Source organism: Candidatus Methylomirabilota bacterium, assembly GCA_028870115.1.
Classification (GTDB): domain Bacteria; phylum Methylomirabilota; class Methylomirabilia; order Methylomirabilales; family Methylomirabilaceae; genus Methylomirabilis.
In genome coordinates, this window is sequence record JAGWQH010000043.1 from 1 (window position 1) to 24,636 (window position 24,636).

The following is a 24,636-nucleotide window of genomic DNA, read 5'->3' on the forward strand; positions in this document are numbered from 1 at the left end:
GAAAGGAAGAGGAGCCTTCCATCATCCTTGGCCCTCCACATCCCGAAGAGAGTGACGAGGAACGCGATCGAGGTGAGAATGATAGAAAGCACATGGGGAACGGAAAGAATGGGAGACACGAATTCCTGAAAGGCATGGTGGGAAAGCCCATAGACTTCTGCCCATGGGATGAACGAATCCACATCCCCGAACTCCTTCGCCCTGATAAACCCCAACATAGGCAGGATAAATTTACCTGCATGCAGGACCCCGGGTAGGTTCAAGAGAACCATGAGCATGCCCAGCCCACCGGCCCGCCATAAGGTCAGAGTCAAGGGTTGCCTCTTCAGGAGATGTAAGAACAGGCCATACACGACAAGGGGCGCAACAGCGAATGGAGCAGCCCCAAGGGGATAGCTGGTGAAGGCTGCGGAAAGGGTAAGAGCCGAAAGAAAGAGGGCCTTTCGGTTCTTCTCCCTCAGCGCAAGAACCCCCAAACCAAGGGCGACGGGGATAAGGCTTAGGCTCATGACGTGCATACCATAATCGTTATAATGGATCCACATCAAAGTGGGGCTGGCGGCGGCCAAGAGGGCGGCCAGCAAGGCTCCTTGCCGGCCCATACCAAAGACGCATCCGGCTGAAAATCGATAGGCTAGGACGGCCAGACCGATGCAGAGAGCGGTGATCAGGGAAAAGGTCTCGTGAGGCTCGGTCCCTGAGAGCTTATTGACGAAGGCGTGAACGTAGTTGAACCCAAGGGGAGTCCCCCAGTTAACAAAGGAAAGCTGTACGACAGCCGGCTTCGATGGAAAAGGGGGAGGAGTGGGCAAGCCGCTGGATTCCAGATATGCCGTCACATTGGCATACAAGACCTGGTCGCCATTTGACCCGAGTGGCCCGAGTCTTCCTGACCGCCACATGGGATAGACGGCAACAACCAGGGCGAGCAAGGCGAGGGCAAAGGAGAAGAAATGGTCCTTAACTGCCAGGGGGATTCGCTTTTGATAAATGAGGGCAAGCAGGTTGAAACATGTCGAGAGGATTAGGGTGATGATAAGCGCTACGCCGGCGGACCACCCTGCCCCACCGCACCAATACCCCACAATGACAATCAGGGAGAGGCCGGCGAAGGGCGCAATCAGCAGCTCTTCACCCCGGATCCGTTCATATGAAAGGAGCCATGTCACCCCAAACCCTGAATAGAACAGGAGGCCGCCAGCTACCAGAAGAATCCAGGCGAGTGCCAGCACAAACTCCATACGAGATCTCGACCCCTGCGCCGGGCGTCGTGTCAGCGAGAGTAGAAGGACATGACCTTCCTCACCGCCTCGATCACATCCGACACATCCTGCTCTGTCATTTTGGGATACAGCGGAAGGGAGAGGACCCGCTCTGAGGCCCGTTCAGCGGTAGCGAGATCGCCAGGCTTGAAGCCAACAGCCTGTCGATAATAGGGGTGAAGGTGTAAGGCGCGGAAATGGAGCCCGACACCGATATTCTCCGCTCTCAGAGCCGCCATGATGGTGTCGCGATCTGCCTTCAGCCTCTCCGTCCGCACAATGATCACAAGAAGATGATAGGCGTGCCTCACATCGGCCCTTTCCCCCAACAGAACAAGTCCAGGGATCTCCCCCAGACCTGCGCGATACCGCTGAACGTAGGCTCGGCGGATTCGCCACCACTCCTCTACTCGCTCTAATTGCCGAAGACCAAGCGCCCCCTGGAGGTCGAACATATTATACTTGTAGCCGGGATACACCGCTTCCCAGTGTTGAGAGCCCTCTTTGGCGTACCGTTTCCAGGCATCATGACTGATGCCGTGCAGGCTCAAGACACGGACCTTCTCGGCCAACTCCTCATCCGTCGTTGTGAGCATCCCCCCCTCTCCCGTCGTCAGATTCTTGGTGGCATAAAAGCTGAAGGCAGTGAAGAGGCCGATGGTCCCGATCTTTCGGCCACGATACGATGCCTCAATCGCATGGGCAGCATCCTCGATGACGGCAAGACGATGTCGTTCGGCAATATCCAGGATGGCATCCATCTGGCACGGGTGGCCTGCAAAATGAACGGGAATAATGGCCCTGGTCCGCGATGTGATCTTCTCCTCGACATTCCGGGGATCAAGATTCAACGTCTCCTCTTCGACATCGGCGAAGACAGGCCGCGCCCCCTGATGGATGATCACGTTGGCTGTCGCAGGGAAGGTAATGGGCGAGGTGATGACCTCGTCTCCAGGCCCAATGCCGAGAGCAGCCAGGGAGAGGTGAAGTCCGGCCGTGCAGGAGTTAAGTCCAATAGCATTCCGGCAGCCGATATACCTCCTGAAGGCTTCCTCAAACTCCTCGGTCCTTGGTCCTCGCGTGATCCATCCCGACTCCAGGACCTCGGCCACCGACTTGATGGCCGCCTCCTCGATCCACGGGCGGTGAAAGGGCAGGAATTCCGTCCGCACTGGCGTTCCGCCGTGTAGGGCAAGCGCTTCAGACATGCCGACAAACCTCCCGGTAGTTGATTAGAGCGATTCCCAGTTCCTCGATGAGGGCCTTGATCCGGGGCGAGATGAGAGCGTTGAGCTCCCCCTCTCGATCGTAAAGGCGCGACTTGGGCCATTTGTCGAGGACCGCATCCCGATAGCCGGGATGCACCATCACCTCTGTGACACCTTGCTGCAGACCCTCGAGGATTCGCATGAGGCTGCGCTCGGTCAGCCGTCCACTCTCCGTGATGCCGGCGAATCGATCGGAAGAGGCAAGCCCCGCTATGGCTACCCGCCGACTGTGGGAAGCGGACAGTAAAGGAATGAGGCTCCGCCTCAAGCCCACATCAACGAAACGTCCCTTGGGAAGGCGTACGTCTTTGATACCGTAACGCTTGGCCATAGCCAGAACAGTCTGGATAATCCTCGGCAAGAGGTGCAGATGCATGTGGCTGTCGAGCTTTTCGATGTTAATCCCATAATCCAAGACCCTCTCGATTTGGGCCTGGAACTCCAACTGAACTTCTTCAAGCCTGATTCGACCTGTCAACCATTTCATGGCAAACGCACCCAATGACCCATGAAACCGTCCATCCGATCCCACCAATGAAGGAATCTTTTGAGGAGAGAGGGCAGGAATCCCTTCCACAAGCGTGAGGTGGATACCGACTGATAGCCCGGGATGCTCCCGGACCAGGGTCACCGCCTCATCGAAAGCTTCTCCTGTGGCCATCAACGAGGCGCTTGTCAGAATTCCATCCCGATACGCCTCGACAATACCTTTATTGATGCCCGGGCTCAGTCCAAGGTCATCGCCGTTGACAATGGCCCTTCGCTTCATGCACATCTCTCCAAACCATGATGACGTCACCGTTGGCTATTTTCTCGTGGAATCGGAACCCGAACCTCTCATAAAATTTGAATCCTCTCTGGTTCTTCCCCTGAACGACCAGCCAACAGAAATCGACACCTCGTTTCCTATACTGATCCAAGGTCCACTGTATCAGCGTCGAGCCGATACCCATCCCTTGAGCGCTGGGCGTGACGGCAAATATATGGATGTAAGGCCTTCCCCAAAGCCTCCTGATTGCCGGGTCGCGATTGAACGCGATGCCAGATTCGAGATACAGCTTGACGATATGAAGTGGCAAGCCGTATCTCCCGGTCGCAAAATGCCAAAGCCAACGCAACACCTGGCAGTGGACGAAGATAGTCCCGGCCCGCATGTCACGACACGGGCCGATGACAAAGCCAAGGATCTTCTCATCCAATCCATACACCCAATTGTTCTCAGGATCCCATGAAAGGTAAAAACGTAAGTAATCGGCAATGAAGGTCCGTCGATGAACTCCCCCAAAGACCTCCTCGGTACGGTCGGGGAAGCACTCGGTATAGATATCGACCAGCGCATCAATGTCTCGGTCTCGCACCGAGGGGTGCCGAATGATTCCTTCAGCCATCGACCCATCCCTCAAGGGTCTATGGGATATCCCTGATAATAGCAGGTCCAAGTGCTCTTGCCATGAAAGCCGGCAGCCGCTTCCAGATGGCGACGGCGACATGGAAACTCGGGTTTGTCGGGTCCATATCGGGCATCCGGATTCCATCGGCGAAATGATATTCGTAGAAAAGCGGGAAAGGCTGGGCTCCCCATTGCCGCTTGAAGAAAAAGGTCCCGGAATCCCACCGGCTTCGGCCGAAATCGAGATAGGCAAGGCCGCGCTCGCAACCAAATAGAATGGTCTCCCAGATGAGCAGGCTCATGGGAGAAAAAGCCCTGGATTCAATGAGGGCTCCTCCATAGAGCGGGAAGACTGTGTCCTTCGAGGTGACCAGCAGCACTCCCCCGATAGGTCGCCCCCTATGACTGACCATCAGGATCTCCGATTGATTCTGAAACTCCGCAAGGATATTTCGGTAAAAGATAGCTCGGTGAAACGGCGTACCCAGATCCCTCATGTGCCGGCTGACCAGGCCGGCGAAAGCCTCCACCAGTGAATGGCCTCTCTCAACCATGAGGCCTGAGTACATTGCCTTTCTGACGGCCTTCCGAGCCCTTCCTTCGAGCCTCGACCACAGAGCCTTGGGGCCACGGCAAAGCGACAAAACAAAGGTGCAGTACTTGTCCTTCAGGATAAGGCCCTGATCGATCCGGCGTGATCCACGGATTTCCAGATATTCGACCCTCTGCTCAATAGCCAGCTCCCTGGCTTTCTCGACCAAAGATCGAGACGCCTCCGCGTCATCAGCTATCAGGCCTCCGTAGGAGAGATATGGCGCCGTCACCATGAACCGCCCGAAGATCCGACTTTCGATGAGGAAGAGCGGTAGAAGTCCGACAACTCGCCCGCGCTCTTGGGCCATGAGGTAGAAAGGCGTATGGTGATATGTCTTCTCCACCATGTTCCGCCACCCGAGGAGGTGGGCAAAGGTCGCATGAGAGGAGGCTTCAACGAAGTCCTCCCAGGCCTTCTCCTGGTCCGGGGCCAACAAGGCCACATCTATCGCCGTTCCTTCAGGCACGACCGATTTTCCCCCGGGTGAGCCGAAACCCGCTTCATGAGGCAACTTCACAGTCTCCGTGTTTGCGTCGGATGGCAGAATCAATTACACTTATTGGTAAATGAAGCGAGCCGATTACGATCCCGAAGGGAGCGGGCAGTATTACGCCCTTACAAGCGCCAACCCTGTGAGGAAACGATGGCATCTCAACAAGCTCCGGCTCTTTCATCTGACAGACATCTCACCTGAAGATTACGTGATGGATGCGGGCTGTGGTGCGGGAAACCTCATTTCTGAACTGGTCCCGTATTGCCGGGTGGCCGTTGGTTGCGACATCAACCACGCCCGCTTAGCCTTCGCCGCCCGAAGGGGCCGCGGCACTTACATTCAGGCCGATCTCACGCAACTCCCCTTTGCTGACCACACATTCGAAACGATCTTCTTTATGGAGGTTATTGAGCATCTTGAGCAGCGGATCATCCCGCAAGTCTTGAGCCAACTCTATCGGATCCTCAAGCCAAAAGGACAACTTCTTATCACAACCCCCAACTACCGAAGCTTGTGGTTCGTCATAGAGCTCCTGGCCGACAACCTCCGTCTGGCGCCTGAGATGGCCGGCGGAGAGCACATTTCCAAATACCATCGTCGAACGTTGGCAAAGACCCTTACTCAGGCGCGCTTCACCATTCGGAGAATGGGGACCTTTAATCACCTCTCCCCCTTTGTCGCCATCTTCTCCGACCGATGGGCGGAGCGCCTTTACCGCTGGGAGCTGAAGAAGAGCCGGGCCGGCGGAAATCTCCTCTACGCCCTGTGCGAAAAATCCTGATCGCCCCGATACCTGCCCTGTCGATCCCGGCGATAGATCGTGATCAGATCCCGAAAAGCCTGGTACGCGTTCTTGACGAGCTTGACGCTGCTCACTTCCCCACTGTAGGCGAACGTCACCGGAATTTCCGTAATCCGGAGTCCAAGGCGTTGCGCGATCAACAGCACCTCCACGTCAAACGCGAAACCGCAAATGTCGACCCGCGAGAAGATCGCCTTCGCCGCCTCCGCTGTAAATCCCTTAAGGCCACATTGGGTGTCCACCGCGCGAATTCCCAGTATAGCGCGGACCACCCAATTGAAGAATCGGCTCATCAGGTGTCGCTTGTACACGTAGCGGAAATAGCGAGGGTGAAGGTAAAACAGGGACGCGGCGTGAACCCGAGAACCAACAATAACATCATGGGACTTCATCCACAGCGGCAGAAGGAAGGCCTCGATCCCCTCGATTGGGTAGGCCAAGTCAGCGTCTGTATAGAGGATGAACCGGCCTTTCGCCTCCAGGACCCCCTTCTTGATCGAATATCCTTTCCCCATGTTTCGACTATTGCCCAGTACCTTCAGTTCCGGATAGCGTAGCGAGAAGTCGCCAAGAGTCGCCTCAGTGTGATCGCTGCTCCCATCGTCGACGATGATAATCTCGTGGGAATACGGCTGCTTTTCAAAGTAGGCCTGAAGCCGACGGAGGCTTTCCTTAATCTCCCTCACACTATTGTAGGAGGCGATCACCAACGAAATGTCCGGGCGCATGTCTGGTTCCTATCCCTTCTCCGGTCGCCACCTAACCTCGTAGACATCCAGGTCGAAATCAGGGTAGCCCCCTGCCACCTCGAACGCAATCAAGTTGAGTCCCCTGTTCAGAGAAGGACCCACCTCGTACACCACCTCAGTACTCCTCGTCACTGGGGTGAGATACGATCGAGACGCGATGGGTTCAATTCGCCGCCCGTTCAGATACAGCGCCTCGATTCCGTGCCGGCTCGCCTTCAATGGAAGATCACGGAGAGCCAGGATGAGATGAAGGTCATCAATCATACCGTTCGCCTCAATCCAGCCCCGGCAGTAGATAGGAGAGCCTCCCCAGGAGCTGAGAGGCGTTTGAGCGTATACTGATCGATCGGGCAGGTTTCGAGCTGGCAGGGGTTTAGCAGTCCATGTAGAGTCATCGAACGTCCTATCGAACCAGCCAGGGCCTGGTCGATCCGAATTCTTCCAGAAACTGGACCGGATTGACGGTTGGTATTTCACAAGCCAGAATGGCCCAATCTTGCGGAATGCTCCTTCAATGCTGCCGGGCCAGTCCCGCTCTCTCAGGACCGCGTAATGAGCCTCAGTTCCCCCTTTGGTCTCTCCTCGCCGAAGGATATGGAAAAAGAAGCCCCTGTCCTCAAGCAGGTCCTCAAAGGCCGACCCATGGATTTGTCCGTGAAAGGCAGCTTCGTCCAAAGGGGAGTCGGCAAGGATCGCCTCCGTAAGAGCCCGTTTGTACTTCATAGCCATGATCTCCAAAAAGCCTCTTTCCTGAATAAACCACAACGGGTCTGGAAACCGAAGCATAATCTCCGTGGGCAGGCGCAGAGATCCGACACTGAGGACCTCCCGGCGGAGGGCAGCCAGAAAGAAGATCTGGGTAAAGACGATTAGGCCGACGACGAGGGCTACCGACCACGAGGCGACCCGCTGGACAAGACGGGTGAATCCTTTCCGGGCAGTTGCCTGAAGGGCCCGGTCCGTGACAATCCCAATGACCAGAAACTGGGCAGGATAGAGCAGATCAAAGTAGTACCACGCCAAAGCCTGCTTTTTCTGGATGAGCACGGAGACGGACACGACAATCCACAGCAGCAAGAGCCCTTCAGCTCTTGGAACCGCCCCATCTTGCCGCCAGCGGCGTATCGTGGAAAGAAACACCCAGAAGAAACCGCCAACGAAGAGGGCCAGCTCCAGGCGTTGAACAGGCGTGAAAAAGGGAGCCCGGGCTGATGAGAAGCCCTGAGCCATGCGTACCGCGATGTTGAAAGGACCCTGAAGAGCCTTCCATGGCATCTCAAGCTGAGATTCCCGAGCCACCACTTGGCTATCCTGTCCGATAAATCGAAAGGCGTCAGGGAAGGCTTGAAAGTCTCGCTGCGCCTCAAAAACGAAATAGGGCACAAAAAGGATCACAACGAAAGCCAGGCCAGCGAGGGCATGACGCCATGCGAATGACTGCCTGAACAGCAGGAGTGAGAGGAGAAGGACGAGGCCTAAGGCGAGAGCGCTCAGATGAATCTGAAGGAGACAACCGAGCGCCATGATGGCTACGGTCAACCCCCACGCCCTTCCTGCGATAAGATAGGAGTAGAGAGCGTAAAAGAAGATCACTGTGAAAAAGGGGATAAGCCCGGGATTCCAGAGCCCCTTAGAACTCACGACAGCCATGGGGAAGACACCGTACAGGGCAGCCGCCACAAGGCCTGCAGTTGGACTGAAGAATTCACGTCCTATTCGCCAGGCGAGATAGACGGAGACGAGGTTCAAAAGGTTGATGAAAAGGACGACCACCCACGGGTCGCTGCTCAACCAAAATGGCGCAGCGATCACGTAGTAGTAAAGCGGACCGAGGGCATAGAGATTGCGGGCAATGGGGCCGACGATCGGAAAATTCTGTCCTTTGGCGATCTTGAGGGCCTCAGTGGCATCCCGAGCTTGATCCATCATAAACCAGCCTAGGTCGAGGCCCGTGAGGCGAACCCCAGCCGACAAGGCAAGGATGCCCACCAGTAGCCACTTCTCCCACTTCGCCATATCCCGAATTACACCGAGACCCTGACTCAATACGTGGACGTCTTCCCGGCAGGATCCGTGACGGTCACGGAGCGCATCCAGAGCCGCTGCCGCCACCACTCTTGATGCTCGGCATACCAGCGGATAGTCCGCTCGAGGCCGACCTCCACATCGGTCTCCGCCTTCCAGCCCAGGACCTGAGCGGCTTTTGCTGTCGAGCCGAGATGTTGTCTGACCTGGCCCGGCCGGTCCTGGGCAAAGCACAGGAGGGAGCGAGGCTTTCCCAGCATCTGTAAGATTCGCTCGGCCACGGTCAGAACCGGAGTATCGCTCCCGGTCCCCAGGTTGATCGTCTCCCCGGCAACAGTCTGCAGATCCGCATGCAGCGCCAGATCCAGGGCGCGGCAGAGATCTTCTACGTACACCCAGTCCCTGGAGAAGCTCCCATCCCCATGGATGATTAACGGTTCATCCATGAGGGCGTTCGTGATGAAGCGGGGGATCGCTTTCTCCAGGTGTTGATGAGGCCCGTAGGTATTGAAGGGTCGCAGGATTACGCAGGGGAGACCGTACGACCTATAGTACGAGTAGACCAATCGGTCGGCGCCGGCCTTGGCGCTGGCATAGGGGGTGGTCGGGTTGAGAGGATGATCCTCGGTCATGGGGGTAGAGGTCGCCGTCCCATACACCTCGGAGCTCGAGATATGGACAAACCGCTCGATCTGCCGCTTCAGGACCGCGCTCACGACGGCCTGGGTACCCAGCACGTCAGTCTCAAAGAAGGTGACGGTATCAGAGAGCGAACGCGGAACATGGGTCTCCGCTGCGAAGTGAACGACAGCATCCGCCTCGGCCACCAGCTCCTCTACGATAGCCCCATTTCGGATGTTGCCGTAGCAGAACCGAAATCGGGGATGGTTGTGAAAGGCTTCCGGGAAGTTGTCCAGACTCCCCGCATACGTGAGGGCGTCCAGGACGATCAGGCGATACTCTGGATAGTGCTCCATGAGATGGGCGGCGAACCGGCTCCCGATGAAGCCGGCGCCTCCCGTGATTAAGATCCTTTTCACAATACAGCTCCTTCCCGTCGCTCCCCTCAGGGCAGCGCGACCGCCCTCTGGCCGGTCAAGATGTCGAGACTGTCAGGCCCATGGTTAAACAGGAGATCGATCACCGAAAGGTACGGAATAAACGAACCATACAACTGATAGTACGAGGGATGCCGGTAATCGTGAAACTCAAGGGTAATCCCTAACGACTCCAGGCGGGACGGATCGATGTACGACCGACCTACGGCTCCCTCCAAAAAGCGTTGCGCCCCTAATCGCCGGCACAGGAAGGCGACTCGTCCCGCGGGATCTTTCCCCCCTGGCTGCGCACTACGGTAGTCGCGCTCCAACCCCTCCTGTGACGAGATGAGGATCTTCGTCTCAATCCCCAGGACGCCGAGCAGATAGAAGATGATCTCAAGATCGAGGTCCGCCAGATATCGCCACGAACGCTCGTACAGCGTCGCAAAGAAGGCCTCATGTGCCTGAAAATAGGGAGCACGGGCGTAGCACTGGCGGATCTGGTTCCAATGGCCGCGCCCCCAATGGCTCTGGCTGCTGATCTCGACCTCGCGAATGCTCTTACTGCACAACCCGCGGTTCACCACCGGAACAGTGAGCCAGCCCCATCCATGAGGAGTCTTGATCTTGTTTCGGTTTCGCCAACTGTGCCGGCTATAGGGCAGATCGTCGTACAGGATGAAGACATCACAGCAGGCTATCTGATCGAAAAAGCCCAACCAAGGCAGATAGCCCGGTTGTACCGCCCCTAGCCTCATCCCAACCCCGCCTTTGCCCCAGCAGCACCCCCGATTTCCTCCTCGACCACGTAAAAGGGCAACGCTTGAGCGGCGTGATAGCCCCGGACGACGAATTCGCCGAGAAGACCAAGGATCGTAAACTGAACACCGCCCAGCACGAGGAAAAGAATGGCGACCAGGACGAAAGGGCCGACGACCATTCCGAAGGCGAGCCGACCCAGAAGGGCGCCACAAGCCACGAGACCACCCACAAGGGCGCCCAGGATACCCGCGCATCCAATGATGCGAAAGGAGCCGGCTGAAACGACGAGCAGAAGCTCGAAGGTCAAGGCGAGCAGCCGAAAGGGCGTATACTTCGACTGCCCGCGCCGCCGCGCATGGTTGGCAATAGGCACTTCTCCAACCGCATGGGCCGCGGTGACAAGCCGCACCGCCAAAAATCGCCGCAAGTCCCCGGACCGATTGATCTCCTGGGCCACCCGCCGCGTCATCGCGCGAAACCCACAACCGTGATCGTGGAGGGTCGCGCCCGTGGACAAGCTCACCAACTTGTTCATTACGGCGGAACCGATCCGCCGAGCGATTCCTAAGTCCTGCCGATCAGCCCGCCATCCGGTGACCAGATCGCACCCCTCACCGATCTTCGAAATGAATCTGGGCACTTCTTCGGGATCGGACTGAAGATCGGCGTCCATCAAAATGACAATGTCGCCGCGACTTCGCTCGATCCCGGCCGACAGCGCGGCGTGTTGGCCAAAGTTCCTGACAAACCTCACGGCCCGGACGCGAGGATCGCCGGCAGCCAGTTCGCGAAGTCGCTGAGAGCTCCCGTCCGTACACCCATCGTCAACGAAAATGATTTCATAGGAGGATCCCAGCCCGTCCAGCGTCTTGGTGAGCCGCTCGTACAGCTCCGAGAGGTTCGCTTCCTCGTTGAAGACAGGAACGACGACGGAAAGTGCGATCGCGCTGCCTATGGACTTCGACACCGCGAACACTTTTTGCCCTTGACCCCCATTGCGCGTGTGTGAATCGGACCGAACCGGCCAACAATACCGGGTTTCACTATATCAGGCTTGAAGAAAAGCGGTCAAGGGCGAAAGCTGGTATCAACGTCGAACGGCGCCGGCGGTCCGCCAGACCTGCACTCCGCCCTGGTAGGCGGCGATCCCGAGGTCGCGGAGGCCGTCGCCGTCCCGATCGCCGACAACGATGGTCTCCGGTCGCCCGACTTTGGCCGGGAGACCCACCACCTGCACCTCCGTGAAGTCTCCCTTTCCATCCCCGAAGAAGACCTGAATCCGGCCATCATAGCTCCCGGCAATGAGATCCAAGCGTCCATCACCGTTGAAATCGGCAAGCGCCACGTCCAGGTATAACCCGGAGCGGGGTAGACCTTTTGTCGCCAAGGGCCGCCAGCTTCCCTTCCCGTCGCCGAGGAAGACATGAATCCCCTCTGGGTCCAAGCAGCCGACAACGAGATCCGGGTAGCCGTCTTGGTCCAGATCGGCCACGGCGATGCCCCAGCAGTTGGCCCGGGGGAGGCCCTCGGCCGCCTTCCTCCAATGCCCCTTCCCATCCCCCAGCCACACTCCCAGCTCATACGAGACAGTTCCAACGAGATCGAGATGGCCGTCTTTGTTCACATCGACAAACGTGAGTTTGTGGCCACCTTCCCGGGTAGGAAGCCCCTGGGAGGTCTCGACCCACCCCCCCTTACCGTCCTGCAGGAAGACTCGAATCCCGCCTGAAAGATGGCCGATGATGGCCAAGTCCGGCCGGCCATCGTGGTTAACGTCGCCTATCGCCACGTCCTCACCCTCAAAGGGAAGCTGCGCGGCAAGCCTCCAGTTCCCTTTCCCGTCGCCCAGGAAGACCTCCCCGCCAGAGGTGACAAGGTCCAGCCGGCCATCGCCGTTGATATCGGCAAACCTAACCCCCCACCGGCCGCTGAAATGGCGAAGCAGCCCGGTCGAAGCCTCCCGCCAGCTTTCCCCTTCACGCAGGAAGACATGCGCCCCGTCCCCCTTTCGCGCGACCGCCGCCAGATCGGGCCTGCCGTCGCCATTCACATCGCCGAAGGCGAGCCCCGTCCAGCCGCCCTCAGAGCCCTGAGGTTCCGAGTCGGGAAGCCCCGACGATGCCTTAATAAACCGGAGAGAAGGGATCTCTTCCGCATGAAGCGGCAACGCAAAAAGCACAAGACTCACCAGTGCGCAGCCGATCCGCCACCTTATTGTTGCAGCTCGCTTCATCATCGTCATCGGCTTGACGGGAAGAATCGGGTATGGTAGGGTGCCGTCATCACGAACACCCGCGATGCGCCTGTTCTGTAAACCTTCATATACCCTTCGACAGGCTCAGGGTGAACGGTATATCTATTGCGAACACTGACTTTTTCCGTTCGTGCTGAGCCTGTCGAAGCACGAGCAGAAGCTTGCAGGACAGGCGCCGAGCTGGCTACGCTGATCGAAGGCATTCGCCAGCGTTTGAACGACATACACCAGCAACTCACGACTTGCCCACCGGTAGGCCAACAAGAACCCACGAGAAGGAGGAGATCATGAGACACCGTCTGCTCGGATTGGCTTGCATCCTGATCCTCATCGCCGGATCCGGCTTCACGTTTCAGCGCCCCCGCCCGGAGGACTCTTCGATCCAGGCGAGGGATCCGGTCATGGCAGCCGATCCAAACGGCCCCCTCTACCTCGCCTGGGTAGAGACGAGAGAAAAGAGCCAAGTCCTTATGTTCACCCGCTCGACCGACGAAGGGAAGACCTGGGAGCCGGATCGCCGGCTCGATCTGGGGGTCCCGGAAGGGGCCCAGGCGTCAGGTCCACAGCTTGCCGCCGACGGCAAAGGGCATCTTTTGCTCGTGTGGCGGAACCGGGTGAAGGGGGAACTGAAGGCCGTCCTCGTCGTCACCTCACCAGACTTCGGGAAGAGCTGGTCGGAACCGAAGCCGCTCAACACGGGTGACGGGTACCAGCCCCAACTCCGCCTCGACGACAAGGGACAGGCTGTCGTCGTCTGGTACGAGCACGAGCGCGGGCTCTCAGTCCGGCAGATTAAAGGGACCCGCGTCCTCGTCGTCACCTCACCAGACTTCGGGAAGAGCTGGTCCGCCCCGGTTGCGCTGGACGACGGCTCAGGAATGGCCACCATGCCTCAGCTCGCTACCGCCGGTCCCGGCCGGCTCGTCGTCGCCTGGCAGGAGGTCAAGGAGAGGCGGACTCCCCTCTTCGTCGCAACGACCGCCGACGGCGGAAAGAACTGGCAGACCACAAAGCTCGACCGACCCGGAATAGTCGCCGGAGCCCCGACGCTGGCCGCCGACCAGAAGGGCCACATTATGATCAGTTGGGCGGAGACCGTCGAACTCCCAGACATTTTCACCGTTGTCTCGTCCGATTTCGGGAAGAGCTGGTCGAAGGAGATTCGACCACGAACGACAACGCCGGGCGAGACACCGGCTATAAATCCCCAACTGGCCCTCTCATCGACGGGAAAGGCGGCGCTGGTCTGGGAGGACCAGCGGGCCGGGGCTTCAGACATCTACCTCACCGTGTCGTCCGATTTCGGGAAGAGCTGGTCGAAGGAGATTCGACTCGACACCGGAGAGCCGGGCGGCACCCCATCCAGGTCCCCCCATCTGGTCCTCGACCCCACCGGCCGGATCGCCGCCGTCTGGGAAGAAAAGGCGGGTGGAGCGTCCCGACTCCAGGCATCTGTCTCCCCTGATTTCGCAAAGAGCTGGCAGCCCCAGCCCATTCCGGAACCGGCAGCCGTCTCTGCCACACGGCCTCACCTCCTGCTCGCTAAAGGCCGGACCTTCCTCGTTACCGAGATCAGCCAACCGGGAAAGCAGAGGATCGTGGCGACCCTTCTTGCTCCCTAGTGTCTCATTGCGAAAGTCCGTGCGCATTGATCGTCATACCCGCGAAAGCGGGTATCCAGGAAAATCAATTGATTCCCGCTTAAGACCTGCGGGAATGACGTAACGTGTATTATTGCAATCAAGCGCTAGTGTAGTGTATCCGACGCTTCTTGACATATTCCGTTCGCCCTGAGCCTGTCGAAGGACGGAGTCGTTGAAGGCGTCCTTCGGCTTCGCTCAGGACAAGCTTGCCGCTCTCCGAATCAGCGCTTTTCCCTTCCCTTTTCGACTCCAGCCTTGCTGAATATAGACCCACAAGCTGATGTACCCCTGATCTCAGACACCAAAAGAAAAGCCGAGGGAGGGGATATTGCCCCTCCCTCGGCTTTGCCTTGCCACAACAAGCGCTTACCGTGTGCGGTCGCCGTAACTGCTGAACATGTAACCGCTGAACACGAAGTTGGTCCCCTTGATCTGCGTCTTCATGAAGGCAATGAAATCCTCGTCATCGCCTCCCGTATAGATTGACGTGACCACGATCCGACCATCTCGTCCATTCACCTGGGTAGTGTAGGCTTCGAGAAGGGCACGGGTCACGCACGTGCAGGGCACGGGTACCGTGATAATCAGGTTCTCGTCAGCGTCGAAAACGAAGAGGTCCACCCCTGCCGAGAACTTGGTGGGATCGTTGACCGGGGAGTCTGCCAAAGCAATAAGGTCGTCACCCAGTCGGTTCTGTGTCTCTGTGGCGGACTTTTTCTTCGGGCAGAACAGATACAGCTCGTTGTCAACACCGTTCGCATCGAAGTAAGCCCCAGTCCAGGTGTCTGCAAAGACGTTCCATATCCCGGCACCGTCTTGCTGGTTGATGTGGTGGAACCGGGTGAGCGTTCCCGCCACTAGGTCGATCACGATCGTCTCAGCGGACAGCCCAGGGGTGGCGGCGCCAGCGTTCGCATTGATAAGGATGCCTCCCTCACCGGTGGCGGGCTCCAATACTTTATTCACGCTAAAAAAGTCCACATCAGCCGTCGTGAGTGGCGGGTGAAGGTCCCTGATGAATTTACAGTCTTGATCGTAGAACCGGATGTTGGGCACCGCCCCGGGGCCAAACGGGTTCTCAACGACCAACAGTGTGATGGTATTTGCATCGGCCCGGTAGTAAGGAACGTAGAGCTTGGAATCGAGGTCAAACACATCCCACGGGGCAGCCGCTGCCGACCGTACGCCCAAGGCGCCGAACCCCACAAGCAGGGCCAGCGAGAGAACAACTCCGAACTTCCATTTCATCGTCTTCTTCACTGTTATCTCCTTCTTCAGAGGGTGATAGGCGACTCATCCTGATATTCCGGCTTTCTCTCTCCCCAGCTCTCCAGGTACGACTCTTCTGTAAGCCACCTCCTTTCTCGATCGTGATTGATTAGCGCTTTTTGTACTCTACCGCTCCTACCTTTGTCAAGGGAAAAATCACCGGCCTTTAGTCTGATACCGCCGGTACCAAGCTCCATCAACCCTGACCCACGGCTCCTCCAGGACGTGCTTCACAACCCCACCCTTTCGAGACTCGACGGCGAGGAGCTGGATCTCAGTCTCGACCGTGACCCGCCCCTCCTCCCCATCCACTGTCACCTTCTCGATCCGGTATGAAAGATAGCGGAGGGGGCTTTCTCGCTTCGTATCTTTTGGGGGGACCTGCCACCGATCCTTGGGAGCGAGCAGGCTCCAGATGGTGGGCCAGTCGTTGTGAAGTTGCGCCTCCCAATAGGCGGTGGCCCGTTCCCGAAGGGCCGCCTCGCCGTTCGACTCCTCGGCCCAAGTCGGGGAGATCACAATAAAGAGAAGGAGGGCGATTGTCCCGATTCGGGCGAGCCCGAAACCGCTGCCGTCGGTTCGCGCAGGCGTTGGGCGTGTCGCCCAACCGTTCTTATGCAAGGCGCACCCCACGATACGCATGACAGAGATCGCCGATGAAAAGCGAATAGAGCGACCGATCCCGGACCTTCACCATCTTCAGATCGAGGGCCGCCACGGCCGAGAAGATCCGGTAGAGGGCGGCCAGACCTTCCTCCATCCGAGCCTTTTGGGCCGAGGTCGGAGTGAAAATGGCGTGCCGCTTCGCATAATGGAGGACCTCGAAGGCATGGCCTGTAAACTTCAGCTTCGCTTCCAGCCGGTTCGCCTCCTCCCACGGGCCTGACGGCAACCCCGCATAGAAGCGATCGATCAGATCGACGTCCGCCCACAGCCGATAGACCATGAGATCGAGTTGCTCCTGAAGGGTTCGGCGGTACGCCCCGGCATAGCCGTGTCTGGCCGCCGCGACCAGGCTGTAGGCCGAATGGGTCCCACCGCAGGTGAAGCGGTGGATGGGGAACTTCTGCGGAAGCGGCCGATTCCCTGCGGCGTAAGGCCCCATCCCCCGAGTCGCCTCCTCGATGGTCTCAAACCCGAAGGCGACGAGGTCCTTCAGCCGAACCTTCTGACCATAGGCATTCGTCCACTCCTCGGCTCGAAGCTCGGAGAAGGCGATGAGCGACCAAGCAAGGTCGTCCTTGTCAAAACTCCTCGGATCGAAGGTGAGGAGCGCTTTCGCCCCTTCTGCCAGGTCGTTCAGGTGATAGCGACCGCCCTCGACCCGTATATCCTTTTCGCGTGGCACCCCAGCCTCCAGGAGGGTCTTCAAGGCCACACTGGTGTGGCCCTCGACCTCGCGGGGCACATAGAGATACGGCGTTCCGTTTATGTCCTTCGCCCTGACGTCGTTCGTCAGGAGATAATCCACCGCGCTTACATCACCCAGGGAGAAGCCACGACCCAACGCTCGGACTCCGTGCATCACAAGCCACGGCTCTTGGCGATCGGCCGCATACCGTTCGATGAGCCTTCTGGCCGCTTCTTGAGGGCTTTCTCCAAAAACAGGGTTCGGGAGAGCCAGAGCGATCGCCCCAACCCCCATTGCCCTCAGGAAGGTCCGCCGGCTGATAACGGCACAACAGCACTGACCCATCGCTTCTCCCATATTCACTCAGTCGCCGGCGAACAATGACGAGTCGCTAACTGCCAGCCAGATAGCTCGTGTTGAACGGCGTGAAATGGTTCCTCCTTTCACGCTCGTACCCCTTAGCCACCAGAGCGCCATCGCAGCCACAGCTATCGTCTGGACTAAGTTGGCTGCAAACGACAAAAAGGCGATCTCTGCGCCGCTTGCAGCGTGTCACGTAACGCGCCGGCTCGAACATCGATACCAGATTCTTAAGTTTAATAGTCGATTGAACCACCGTTTGTCAAGTCTTTTTTGCCGTCCGCTTTTTTGGCCATCAGGAGATCGAGTCACGACTTCCGGTCGGGGAGCTTGGCAAGGGCCTGGCGAACCTGCTCGCCCTCGGGGGCCGTTGGATTCAAGCGGAGGTAGTCTTCGAGGATACCGATCGCCTCTGGAACGCGGCCATCCGCTTCGAGAAGAGCAGCCAACGTCAAGAACGGCTCGGCCCAGCGCGGGTTAAGTTCCAGGGCCTTCCGATACAGGGCGATCGCCTCCTGCTTACGTCCAGCCCGCAGGAAGACGGCTCCCGATTCCACATGAAGCTTTGCGTTCGTCGGCGCCCGCTGCAGGAGTTCCTGATATCTGGCCAGCGCGAGGTCGTAGCGCCCCTGTCTCGCATAGGCCCTTGCCAAGGAGAGCCTGGCCTGGAGCCCATCCGGGTTGAGTTCCAAGGCTTTCTCCAGGGTCGAGACCGCCTCCTCGATGCGTCCTGCGTCCAGATATGCCGACCCGAGGACTCTGAAAGCAGCGTAGTCCGGCTGCAGCTCCACACCCCGTCTGGCCTCCTCGATAGCCAACGCCGTCTGGTCATGATTGAGGTACGCGATCGCCAGGTTGAGGTGGGGCCGCGATTTCTGCGGGGATTTCGTCGCCGCGTCGAGCCAGAGGGCGCGCTCGTCCTGCCAGACGGTGTTCCGCTGAATGGTCCCCAGCCCCCAGGCCATCGCCACGATCCCGACGATGACACCGACCTGGACCTTTCCATACTTTTCGGCCAGCCATCCACTCAACCAGCCGACAAAGAGGGCGAAGCCGACGCCTGCGAGATAGACCCGATGCTCGGCCGCCACATCAAGGAGCGGCACGATACTCGAGGACGGTATGGGAGCGATCAGGAACCAGCCGATGGCGAAGGCGAGCATCGGGGCTTTTCGAAGAGTGAGGACGCCGGCAACGGTAAGCCCAATCAGGATGAGGGCGCCGAGCACTGTCTGCACGTCCAACCAACCTGGGGCCGGCGGGATATCGGGATCGATGTTGAGGCCAACGGGAAAGAGGAACAGGCGAAGGTAATAAAAAGGGATCACCTGAAGCTGGGTCAGGAAGTACTGAAGCCGTGGGAGTTGCTGACCATGGTGGAGTCTTGGCCGCGACAATGTGCCATCCGGGTGGGGTTCGACAACCATTCCCCAGGAGTAGAAGAGAAAGATCGCAGCCGCGAGGCCCACCCCGACGAGAAGGGGCCAGTTCCTCCGGGCCCACCCCCTGATCCCCTCTTCCCGGTGCTGAAAAACCAGCGAGTACAGGAGCAGCATCACCGGCAAGGTCGCCGCCTCCTGTTTCGAACCAAAGGCCAGAATACCGGAAATAGCGGAAAGCAGGTACCAGCCCCACTTCCGCCGTTGGGAGGCGACACGTTCCCCTTCACCGAACGCCAACACACTCCCAAGGTAGAAAGCGGCGCACAGCACCGATGAGCGACCGGAAATAAAGACCACAGCTTCCGTAAAGATCGGATGGATCGCCTGGGTGAGGGCCGCCGTCGTGGCGACCAGGCCGACCATTTGATCCCCCGGCGTGAGAGCTTCAAGCAGTTGTCTGGCCAGGAGGAAGGTACACAGCACGACAACCAGATGGAGGAGAAGATTCACGATATGATACCCTGTGGGGTCTACACCGCCGAGAGCGTGGTTCACGGCAAAACTGGCGAAGAGGACGGAACGGCTGAGGAAGGCCCCGATGCTTGTGAAATGGAAGGCAATTTTCGGCAGGTCGCGCATGTTCTGGATCACGCGGATACGCGGGTCGGCGACAATGGTATCGAAATCGTCAAAGACGAAGGGGACGGAGAAGGTGTTTGAATAGACCACGACCCCAGCCAGGAGGGCGATCCCGACGGGGAGGAGCCATCCGAACGGATAGTGACTCGCCTCTACCCTTTCTACCCTCTTTGTCTTCTTTCCGGCCACCCGATCTTTCATGCCTTGTGTAGTTTATCCAATGCTTGTTTCGCTTCTTGACACATTCCGTTCACCCTGAGCCTGTCGAAGGGAGAAGTATTTTAATGGGTTCCGTTCATGGGTTCGACAAACCTGTCCTGAGCCCGCCGTTCTCCTTCGACAAGCTCAGGACGAACGGCTGGGATGTTGAAGCCTGCGCTGAGCCCTGTCGAAGCGGGCTCACCACGAACGGATTGTAAAGGTATGTGTGAGACACTACAGTAGATGTCGAGGATCCGCTGAAAGAGCGCCGGCCTGCGATACTCCCCCATCACCTTCTCGAAGGCGTTCCCTGTTAAGGAAGCCTTCAGATCCTGATCCACGAGAACCTCGAACAGCTTCGCCGCCAGATCCCCCGGATCCAATTTCTCCAGTAAGAGCCCCTCCAGCCGGTCCTGGATGAGGTCTGTGACCCCACCCGCCCGAAACGCGACGCACGGGACGCGATGCGCCATCGCCTCAAGGAGTCGCGTCGGCAGGCCCTCCCAGGCGCCGAGGGCGACGAAGGCGTCAGCGATGGCGTAAAAGCCATGCAAGATCGCGCGATCCACCACAGGATCGAAGGCCCCGGCGAAGACCACCTCCGACCGCAGCGTCGGGTCAATCCTCCCGAGCAGCACGTGTTGATACCGGGGGTCGACGGGGCCGACAAAAAGAAGTTTCACGGCGGGGATTCGTTGCCTCAGAAGCGGCAACGCGTCCAGGAGCACGTCCGGGTGCTTCTCGGGGATGATCCTTCCTGTGAAGAGGACGACCCGTGATCCATCGAGTTGATACCGGCTCCGGATTCCCCGTTCCACCCCCGGTTCCCGTTCTCTTGGCTCCACACCGGTCGGTGCGACGACGTGCACCTTCTCCGGTCTCACCTGAAAGAACGATATGAGCCGCTCACGCTCGCTCGCTGAAAGGGCGATCACCGCGTCGGCCCGCCGGAACACGACCGCCGCCAAGGGCTTGGAGAGTCTCAATGCGATCTGCGTGCTCCGGGACGAGACGGTCGGATACAGACCGTGAGAGGTCACGACAAGCCTTGCCGTGCGCTTCAGCAAAGACCCGATGATGCTCGGCCACAGCCAGGGGGAGTGGACGTGGATGAGATCGTAGCGATGGCGGGTGAGATACCTTGCCAGGCCCACCGGAAACGGATTCCGAAACAGCACCGGAAACGCGTTGAACCGCTTCGCCGGGAAGCGGTTGATCTCGTCGGCGGAGAGCGCCGTCTCCATATCGGTCGTCAACACCTCGACGGTGTGGCCGGCACGCGCCAAATCCCTGACCAAGTTGTACACGTGCAGTTCGGTGCCCCCGATGTGGGGAAGATAGACGTGGCAGATCTGGGCGACCTTCATCCGGCGATCCGTTCATACACCCGTTCGAGGCGGTCTACCACCGGCCTGGGCGAATAGCGCTCTTCGATCAAAGACCGCGACGCCCGACCCATGGCCTCTCCCAGCGCCGGGTACCTGAGGAGTTCAATCAGGCGCTCCGCCATAACCTGATCGTCGGCAGCGACGAAGGCGTGAATGCCGTCTTCGACCTCGATCCCTTCGATACCGTCTGTCGTCGTGACGACGGGGACCCCATAGGCCATCGACTCCAACACCTTCACCTTCATCCCACTCCCGAACGGAAGAGGATAGGCGAAAGCCTGCACCTGTTCGAAAAGCCGCCGGGGATGAGGCAGGTCGTCAAGGATGGTGACGCCGGGCTCGCGAAGAAATGTGGCGAGATGCCGTCGCGCTTCCCAGCCGGCGATCAGGAGCTCGGCATCCGGAATCGCCCTCCTCACCCGGGGCCACACCGATCTGATCAGGTGTATCGCCGCCAGGCGGCAGGGCCGAAAGTACATCGACCCGATGAGCCCTACCGTCCGGGTTCGAGGGAGGCGAGGCATGAACTCATACAGGCTTGGATCGATGGCGAAGGGGACGACAAAAACCTCGGCCTCAGGGTGGAGCGCCTTGACCCGTTCCCCGTCGCTTCCGGTTAACACCCTGATCGCGCGAAAGCGCTGCATCACCCGCCGCTCCCCTTTCTCCTGCAGCCTGGCGAGCAGGCGCCGTCCAGGCGAAGGGTGCTGTAGATCGATGGAGGCCAGCCAATGGATCGACAGGAGCGCGCGGTCCCGGTCCGTCCCCAAATAGCCCAGCCACAGATCCTCGAGATGAATGAGATCGTAGCCGGCGCAGAGCAGCCGGTCCAGGTCCCGCTCCAGGCCGCTCGGGATGAGACGGGAGTACCCGGGAGCCGCATTGCGGAGGAACTGGCCCAGCCGTCCTCCATGCCGTCGTAAGGGTGAATGCCGATCTCGGAAAATAGAAGGATACAGCTTCAGCTCAAGGCCTGTGCTTCCCAGGAAGGACATGGCCCGCTCAGCCTCGTGGGCCTTTGAGAAGAACGAGAGGCACGTCACGCGGTGCCCCCGCTCGGCCAACTCCTTCAGCAGCCCGTAGTACCACCGGGCCGATGTGGGGCCGAACGGATCCGGCACATCCGGCGTGCTGACGATGATCCTCAAACGCTCCATCTTAGAGGGAACGGAGCCGGTGGGGACGCCAGTGCACTCCCCATTTCCGCTCGAAGAGCCGTCGGTTCCCATCAAACAGCTTGAAGTAAGTATCTTCCTGAAGTCTCCGCATCGTCCCCCGGCCGAAATGGTGGGTGAACACATCCTCCGCGCACAGGAGCGTGTAGCCGCCCTGCCTGACCCGATGCGCGTAATCGTCGTCCTCAAAGGTGCCCAGCCCGAACTGCTCATCAAGGAGGCCGATCTGGTCAACGAGGCTTCGCCGCATAGCCACACAGAACATCTGGAGCATCGCGATCTCAAACGCCCGGCCTTCCCAGCGCCGGTACCGCTCCTCGGCAAAGACTTCCAACTCCTCAAGTGAGGTGTAGCCGACCGCGATCATCTGCTCATTGGCCGCATCATTGGTGACCGGCCCCACCATACCGACGTTCGGATTCTGCTCCAGATAACGAAGCAGTCGGCTCAGCCAGCCCCGCGTGACAATCGTGTCGTTGTTCAGCAGCACAATGTAGTCACCCCGTGCCTTCTGAATCCCCTGATTGGTCGCCCGAGCAAATCCTTCGTTCCGATCGTTACAGATGAGCTGAATAGCAGGCCATTGCCGGGCAAGCTGGCCCACGTAGCTTCGCGTCCCGTCCGTCGACGCATTGTCCACAACAATGATCTCAAGGTGTGAATCATCCGTATAGCACAGTATGCTCTCCAGGCAAAGCTGGGTTAGCGCCAGCCGATTCTTTGTGAGCATCACGATACTGGCCTTCGTGGTGTGTCCCCCGGCAGCCATCCGCCCATTGAGAGCGCCGGCTCCCTGGTCGAGCAGTCGTCGGGCTCGGAGCGCCTGAAGATAGGCCTCGGCGCGCTCCACTGCAAGCGGCGGTTTCGGCTGGATCCGCTCCCGGACGAAGTCAACATTGAGGAACCAGCGTTTCACCGGTGGGGGCAGATAGCGGCGGGCCACATGGTAGAACTCCCTTTTCGCAAACCAAGAGAGGTCTTGCGCAACACGCATCAACTTACGCCTCAGAGCACTGAACAGCCAGCCTTTTATTAACGTCCTCTCAATGTCTCGGGTAGAAACACGACACGCTCTCTGGATCTGCCGACGCTTCTTGAGCATCCTGGGGAAACCCCTCAAGGCTGCCCCTTTTGCCTTCAGAAATGGGAGGGCTTTTCCTCGAGGAAAGAAGAACAGCAACAGAAGGAAATCAAAGAGCAGATGCCAGGGCCAGTATTTCAGTAAGAGCAGCAAGGGCATATTTTTAATGTAGACATATTCATTATTCCGATGGCCGTAATAGATATAGGTGTTGCTGTCAGCCCCGATCGTGGCGCTCAAATGATGGTAGACAATCGCAGTCGGCACATAGAGGCATTTGTAGCCCATGAGCTGTGCCCGGAAGCTGAGGTCGGTATCCTCATGGGCCAGAAAAAAATCTTCATCCAGCAAGCCGATATCGTCCAACATCGACTTCCGATAGATCGCAGCCCCCGCGCAAGCTCCGAAGACCTCTCGAGGCTGATTATACTGAGCCGCGTGTTCCAGATGGCCGATCTTCCCCGCTATTCCTTCAACGGTGTAGAAGTCCCCACACGTGTCCGCGATCTCTCTTGTCTGCCAGAGGAGCATCTTCGACGCACAAAAGCCGATCTCCGGACGCGCGTCTAACGCGTTTACAAGTTCCTCCAACCAGCGAGGTTCAACTTCAGTGTCGCTATTGAGCAAAGCAATATATCCGCCTCGCGCATGCCGGATGCCGATATTGTTAGCGGCGCTGAATCCTAAGTTCTCATCCAGCGCAATGACGTCCACTTCCGGGAAGCCTGCTGTGACGAATTCGACTGAGCCGTCGGTAGACCCGTTATCGACTAGGAGGATTTCAAAATCTCTGAACGTCTGTTGGCGCAAGGCTTGAAAGCAAGCCGCCAAGAGTTCTTTACCGTTCCAGTTGACCGCGATAACGGTCACGCAAGGGGGGTCAGCACCATGAGCGGCGTTGTACGTCGTCATCGGTTAGAACGTTCCCTCTAGCACGGATTCTGTCGACAGCACGATCTCCGGCAGCGCAAGGGGGGACATCACTTCTCCCGGTCCAACCGATCGGACCTCTTGGTAACCCGCCCCGGTGGGATCTCGATAGATTGCGATCGTCCGCTGGGCCAGGGTGACGAGCCAGACCTCGGGGATCCCGGCCTGGGCGTACAGCGGCACCTTAACCTCGCGGTCGAACTCAGCCGAGGTCTCAGCCACCTCCACGACAAGCAGGATGGCCTCGGGGCTAGGATGGGCCCCGGCATAGAAGTCGGGTCGGGGTCTGGCCAGGACCAGGTCGGGCTGAAGCTCCGAATGGCGGCCCAGGTCAATCGGATTCTGGACTCGGACGATGGCGGTCTCGCCCACTCGCTGGGAGAACAGCCGGTTCAGTCGATCGACACAGGCGGCATGGCGACTCCCAATTGGCGTCATCTCGATCAGCTCCCCCTCGACCAGCTCAACCCGGCTATCCTCTGTCAGGATGCGGGACTCAGCCATCCGACGAAACTCCTCCACCGTGAAACGATGCCTCACAAGCTGGACCGTCATGCCGCGTCTCCTGCATTCACAA

General features: G+C 58.8%; 21 protein-coding genes. 2 read left to right on the forward strand and 19 right to left on the reverse strand.

The window, feature by feature from the left end:
- The 5 genes from KGL31_04795 to KGL31_04815 form a co-directional block, all read right to left on the reverse strand.
- Positions 1 to 1,241 (reverse strand): hypothetical protein (locus tag KGL31_04795; protein ID MDE2321220.1); only part of this gene is annotated, 1,241 nt, incomplete at its 3' end.
- 32 nt (positions 1,242 to 1,273) lie between these two features.
- Positions 1,274 to 2,470, reverse strand: a complete 1,197-nt coding sequence (locus KGL31_04800) for a DegT/DnrJ/EryC1/StrS aminotransferase family protein (protein ID MDE2321221.1) — start codon at positions 2,468 to 2,470, stop codon at positions 1,274 to 1,276.
- The gene (locus KGL31_04805) at positions 2,463 to 3,299 is read right to left on the reverse strand and encodes a ChbG/HpnK family deacetylase (protein ID MDE2321222.1); all 837 of its coding nucleotides are present in this window, start codon (positions 3,297 to 3,299) and stop codon (positions 2,463 to 2,465) included. The genes KGL31_04800 and KGL31_04805 overlap by 8 nt, the downstream gene beginning before the upstream one ends.
- Positions 3,268 to 3,918 (reverse strand): GNAT family N-acetyltransferase, encoded by a 651-nt coding sequence (locus KGL31_04810; GenBank protein MDE2321223.1) that lies wholly within the window; start codon positions 3,916 to 3,918, stop codon positions 3,268 to 3,270. Before KGL31_04810 ends, KGL31_04805 begins: the two co-directional genes overlap by 32 nt.
- Positions 3,919 to 3,937: 19 nt before the next feature.
- A complete protein-coding gene (locus tag KGL31_04815) occupies positions 3,938 to 4,981 on the reverse strand; it encodes a FemAB family PEP-CTERM system-associated protein (protein ID MDE2321224.1) in 1,044 nt (347 codons plus the stop codon).
- Between the two features lie 100 nt (positions 4,982 to 5,081).
- On the opposite strand from KGL31_04815, the gene KGL31_04820 reads away from it, so the two are divergent.
- Complete coding sequence (locus KGL31_04820) at positions 5,082 to 5,789, forward strand: methyltransferase domain-containing protein (GenBank protein MDE2321225.1); 708 nt, start codon at positions 5,082 to 5,084, stop codon at positions 5,787 to 5,789.
- On the opposite strand, the gene KGL31_04825 is transcribed toward KGL31_04820, so the two are convergent.
- The 6 genes from KGL31_04825 to KGL31_04850 all read right to left on the reverse strand — a co-directional run bounded on the left by KGL31_04825 (position 5,765) and on the right by KGL31_04850 (position 12,622).
- On the reverse strand, positions 5,765 to 6,538 hold the full coding sequence (locus KGL31_04825) for a glycosyltransferase family 2 protein (GenBank protein MDE2321226.1): 774 nt from the start codon (positions 6,536 to 6,538) through the stop codon (positions 5,765 to 5,767). The genes KGL31_04820 and KGL31_04825 overlap by 25 nt on opposite strands.
- A 9-nt stretch (positions 6,539 to 6,547) precedes the next feature.
- Positions 6,548 to 8,671, reverse strand: a complete 2,124-nt coding sequence (locus KGL31_04830) for a glycosyltransferase family 39 protein (protein MDE2321227.1) — start codon at positions 8,669 to 8,671, stop codon at positions 6,548 to 6,550.
- Positions 8,602 to 9,627, reverse strand: coding sequence for a GDP-mannose 4,6-dehydratase (locus tag KGL31_04835; protein ID MDE2321228.1), 1,026 nt, complete (start codon positions 9,625 to 9,627; stop codon positions 8,602 to 8,604). The genes KGL31_04830 and KGL31_04835 overlap by 70 nt, the downstream gene beginning before the upstream one ends.
- Positions 9,628 to 9,650: 23 nt before the next feature.
- Positions 9,651 to 10,382 (reverse strand): WbqC family protein, encoded by a 732-nt coding sequence (locus KGL31_04840; GenBank protein MDE2321229.1) that lies wholly within the window; start codon positions 10,380 to 10,382, stop codon positions 9,651 to 9,653.
- Positions 10,379 to 11,353 (reverse strand): glycosyltransferase family 2 protein, encoded by a 975-nt coding sequence (locus KGL31_04845; GenBank protein MDE2321230.1) that lies wholly within the window; start codon positions 11,351 to 11,353, stop codon positions 10,379 to 10,381. The genes KGL31_04840 and KGL31_04845 overlap by 4 nt, the downstream gene beginning before the upstream one ends.
- A 120-nt stretch (positions 11,354 to 11,473) precedes the next feature.
- Positions 11,474 to 12,622, reverse strand: a complete 1,149-nt coding sequence (locus KGL31_04850; protein MDE2321231.1) for a VCBS repeat-containing protein — start codon at positions 12,620 to 12,622, stop codon at positions 11,474 to 11,476.
- Positions 12,623 to 12,927: 305 nt separating this feature from the next.
- On the opposite strand from KGL31_04850, the gene KGL31_04855 reads away from it, so the two are divergent.
- Positions 12,928 to 14,262 (forward strand): exo-alpha-sialidase, encoded by a 1,335-nt coding sequence (locus KGL31_04855; GenBank protein MDE2321232.1) that lies wholly within the window; start codon positions 12,928 to 12,930, stop codon positions 14,260 to 14,262.
- A 387-nt stretch (positions 14,263 to 14,649) separates the two neighbouring features.
- On the opposite strand, the gene KGL31_04860 is transcribed toward KGL31_04855, so the two are convergent.
- The 8 genes from KGL31_04860 to KGL31_04895 form a co-directional block, all read right to left on the reverse strand.
- Positions 14,650 to 15,543: a hypothetical protein gene (locus tag KGL31_04860; GenBank protein ID MDE2321233.1), complete on the reverse strand. Its 894-nt coding sequence runs from the start codon at positions 15,541 to 15,543 to the stop codon at positions 14,650 to 14,652.
- Between the two features lie 165 nt (positions 15,544 to 15,708).
- Complete coding sequence (locus tag KGL31_04865) at positions 15,709 to 16,194, reverse strand: hypothetical protein (GenBank protein ID MDE2321234.1); 486 nt, start codon at positions 16,192 to 16,194, stop codon at positions 15,709 to 15,711.
- Entirely contained in the window at positions 16,166 to 17,248 is a 1,083-nt protein-coding gene (locus KGL31_04870; GenBank protein MDE2321235.1) for a hypothetical protein, read from the reverse strand. Before KGL31_04870 ends, KGL31_04865 begins: the two co-directional genes overlap by 29 nt.
- 323 nt (positions 17,249 to 17,571) lie before the next feature.
- Positions 17,572 to 19,485 (reverse strand): tetratricopeptide repeat protein, encoded by a 1,914-nt coding sequence (locus KGL31_04875; protein ID MDE2321236.1) that lies wholly within the window; start codon positions 19,483 to 19,485, stop codon positions 17,572 to 17,574.
- Between the two features lie 80 nt (positions 19,486 to 19,565).
- A complete protein-coding gene (locus tag KGL31_04880; GenBank protein ID MDE2321237.1) occupies positions 19,566 to 20,852 on the reverse strand; it encodes a glycosyltransferase family 4 protein in 1,287 nt (428 codons plus the stop codon).
- Complete coding sequence (locus KGL31_04885) at positions 20,849 to 22,021, reverse strand: glycosyltransferase family 4 protein (GenBank protein MDE2321238.1); 1,173 nt, start codon at positions 22,019 to 22,021, stop codon at positions 20,849 to 20,851. The genes KGL31_04880 and KGL31_04885 overlap by 4 nt, the downstream gene beginning before the upstream one ends.
- Positions 22,022 to 22,031: 10 nt before the next feature.
- Entirely contained in the window at positions 22,032 to 24,041 is a 2,010-nt protein-coding gene (locus tag KGL31_04890; GenBank protein MDE2321239.1) for a glycosyltransferase family 2 protein, read from the reverse strand.
- Between the two features lie 3 nt (positions 24,042 to 24,044).
- The gene (locus KGL31_04895) at positions 24,045 to 24,614 is read right to left on the reverse strand and encodes a Uma2 family endonuclease (GenBank protein MDE2321240.1); all 570 of its coding nucleotides are present in this window, start codon (positions 24,612 to 24,614) and stop codon (positions 24,045 to 24,047) included.
- Between the last annotated feature and the right edge of the window lie 22 nt (positions 24,615 to 24,636).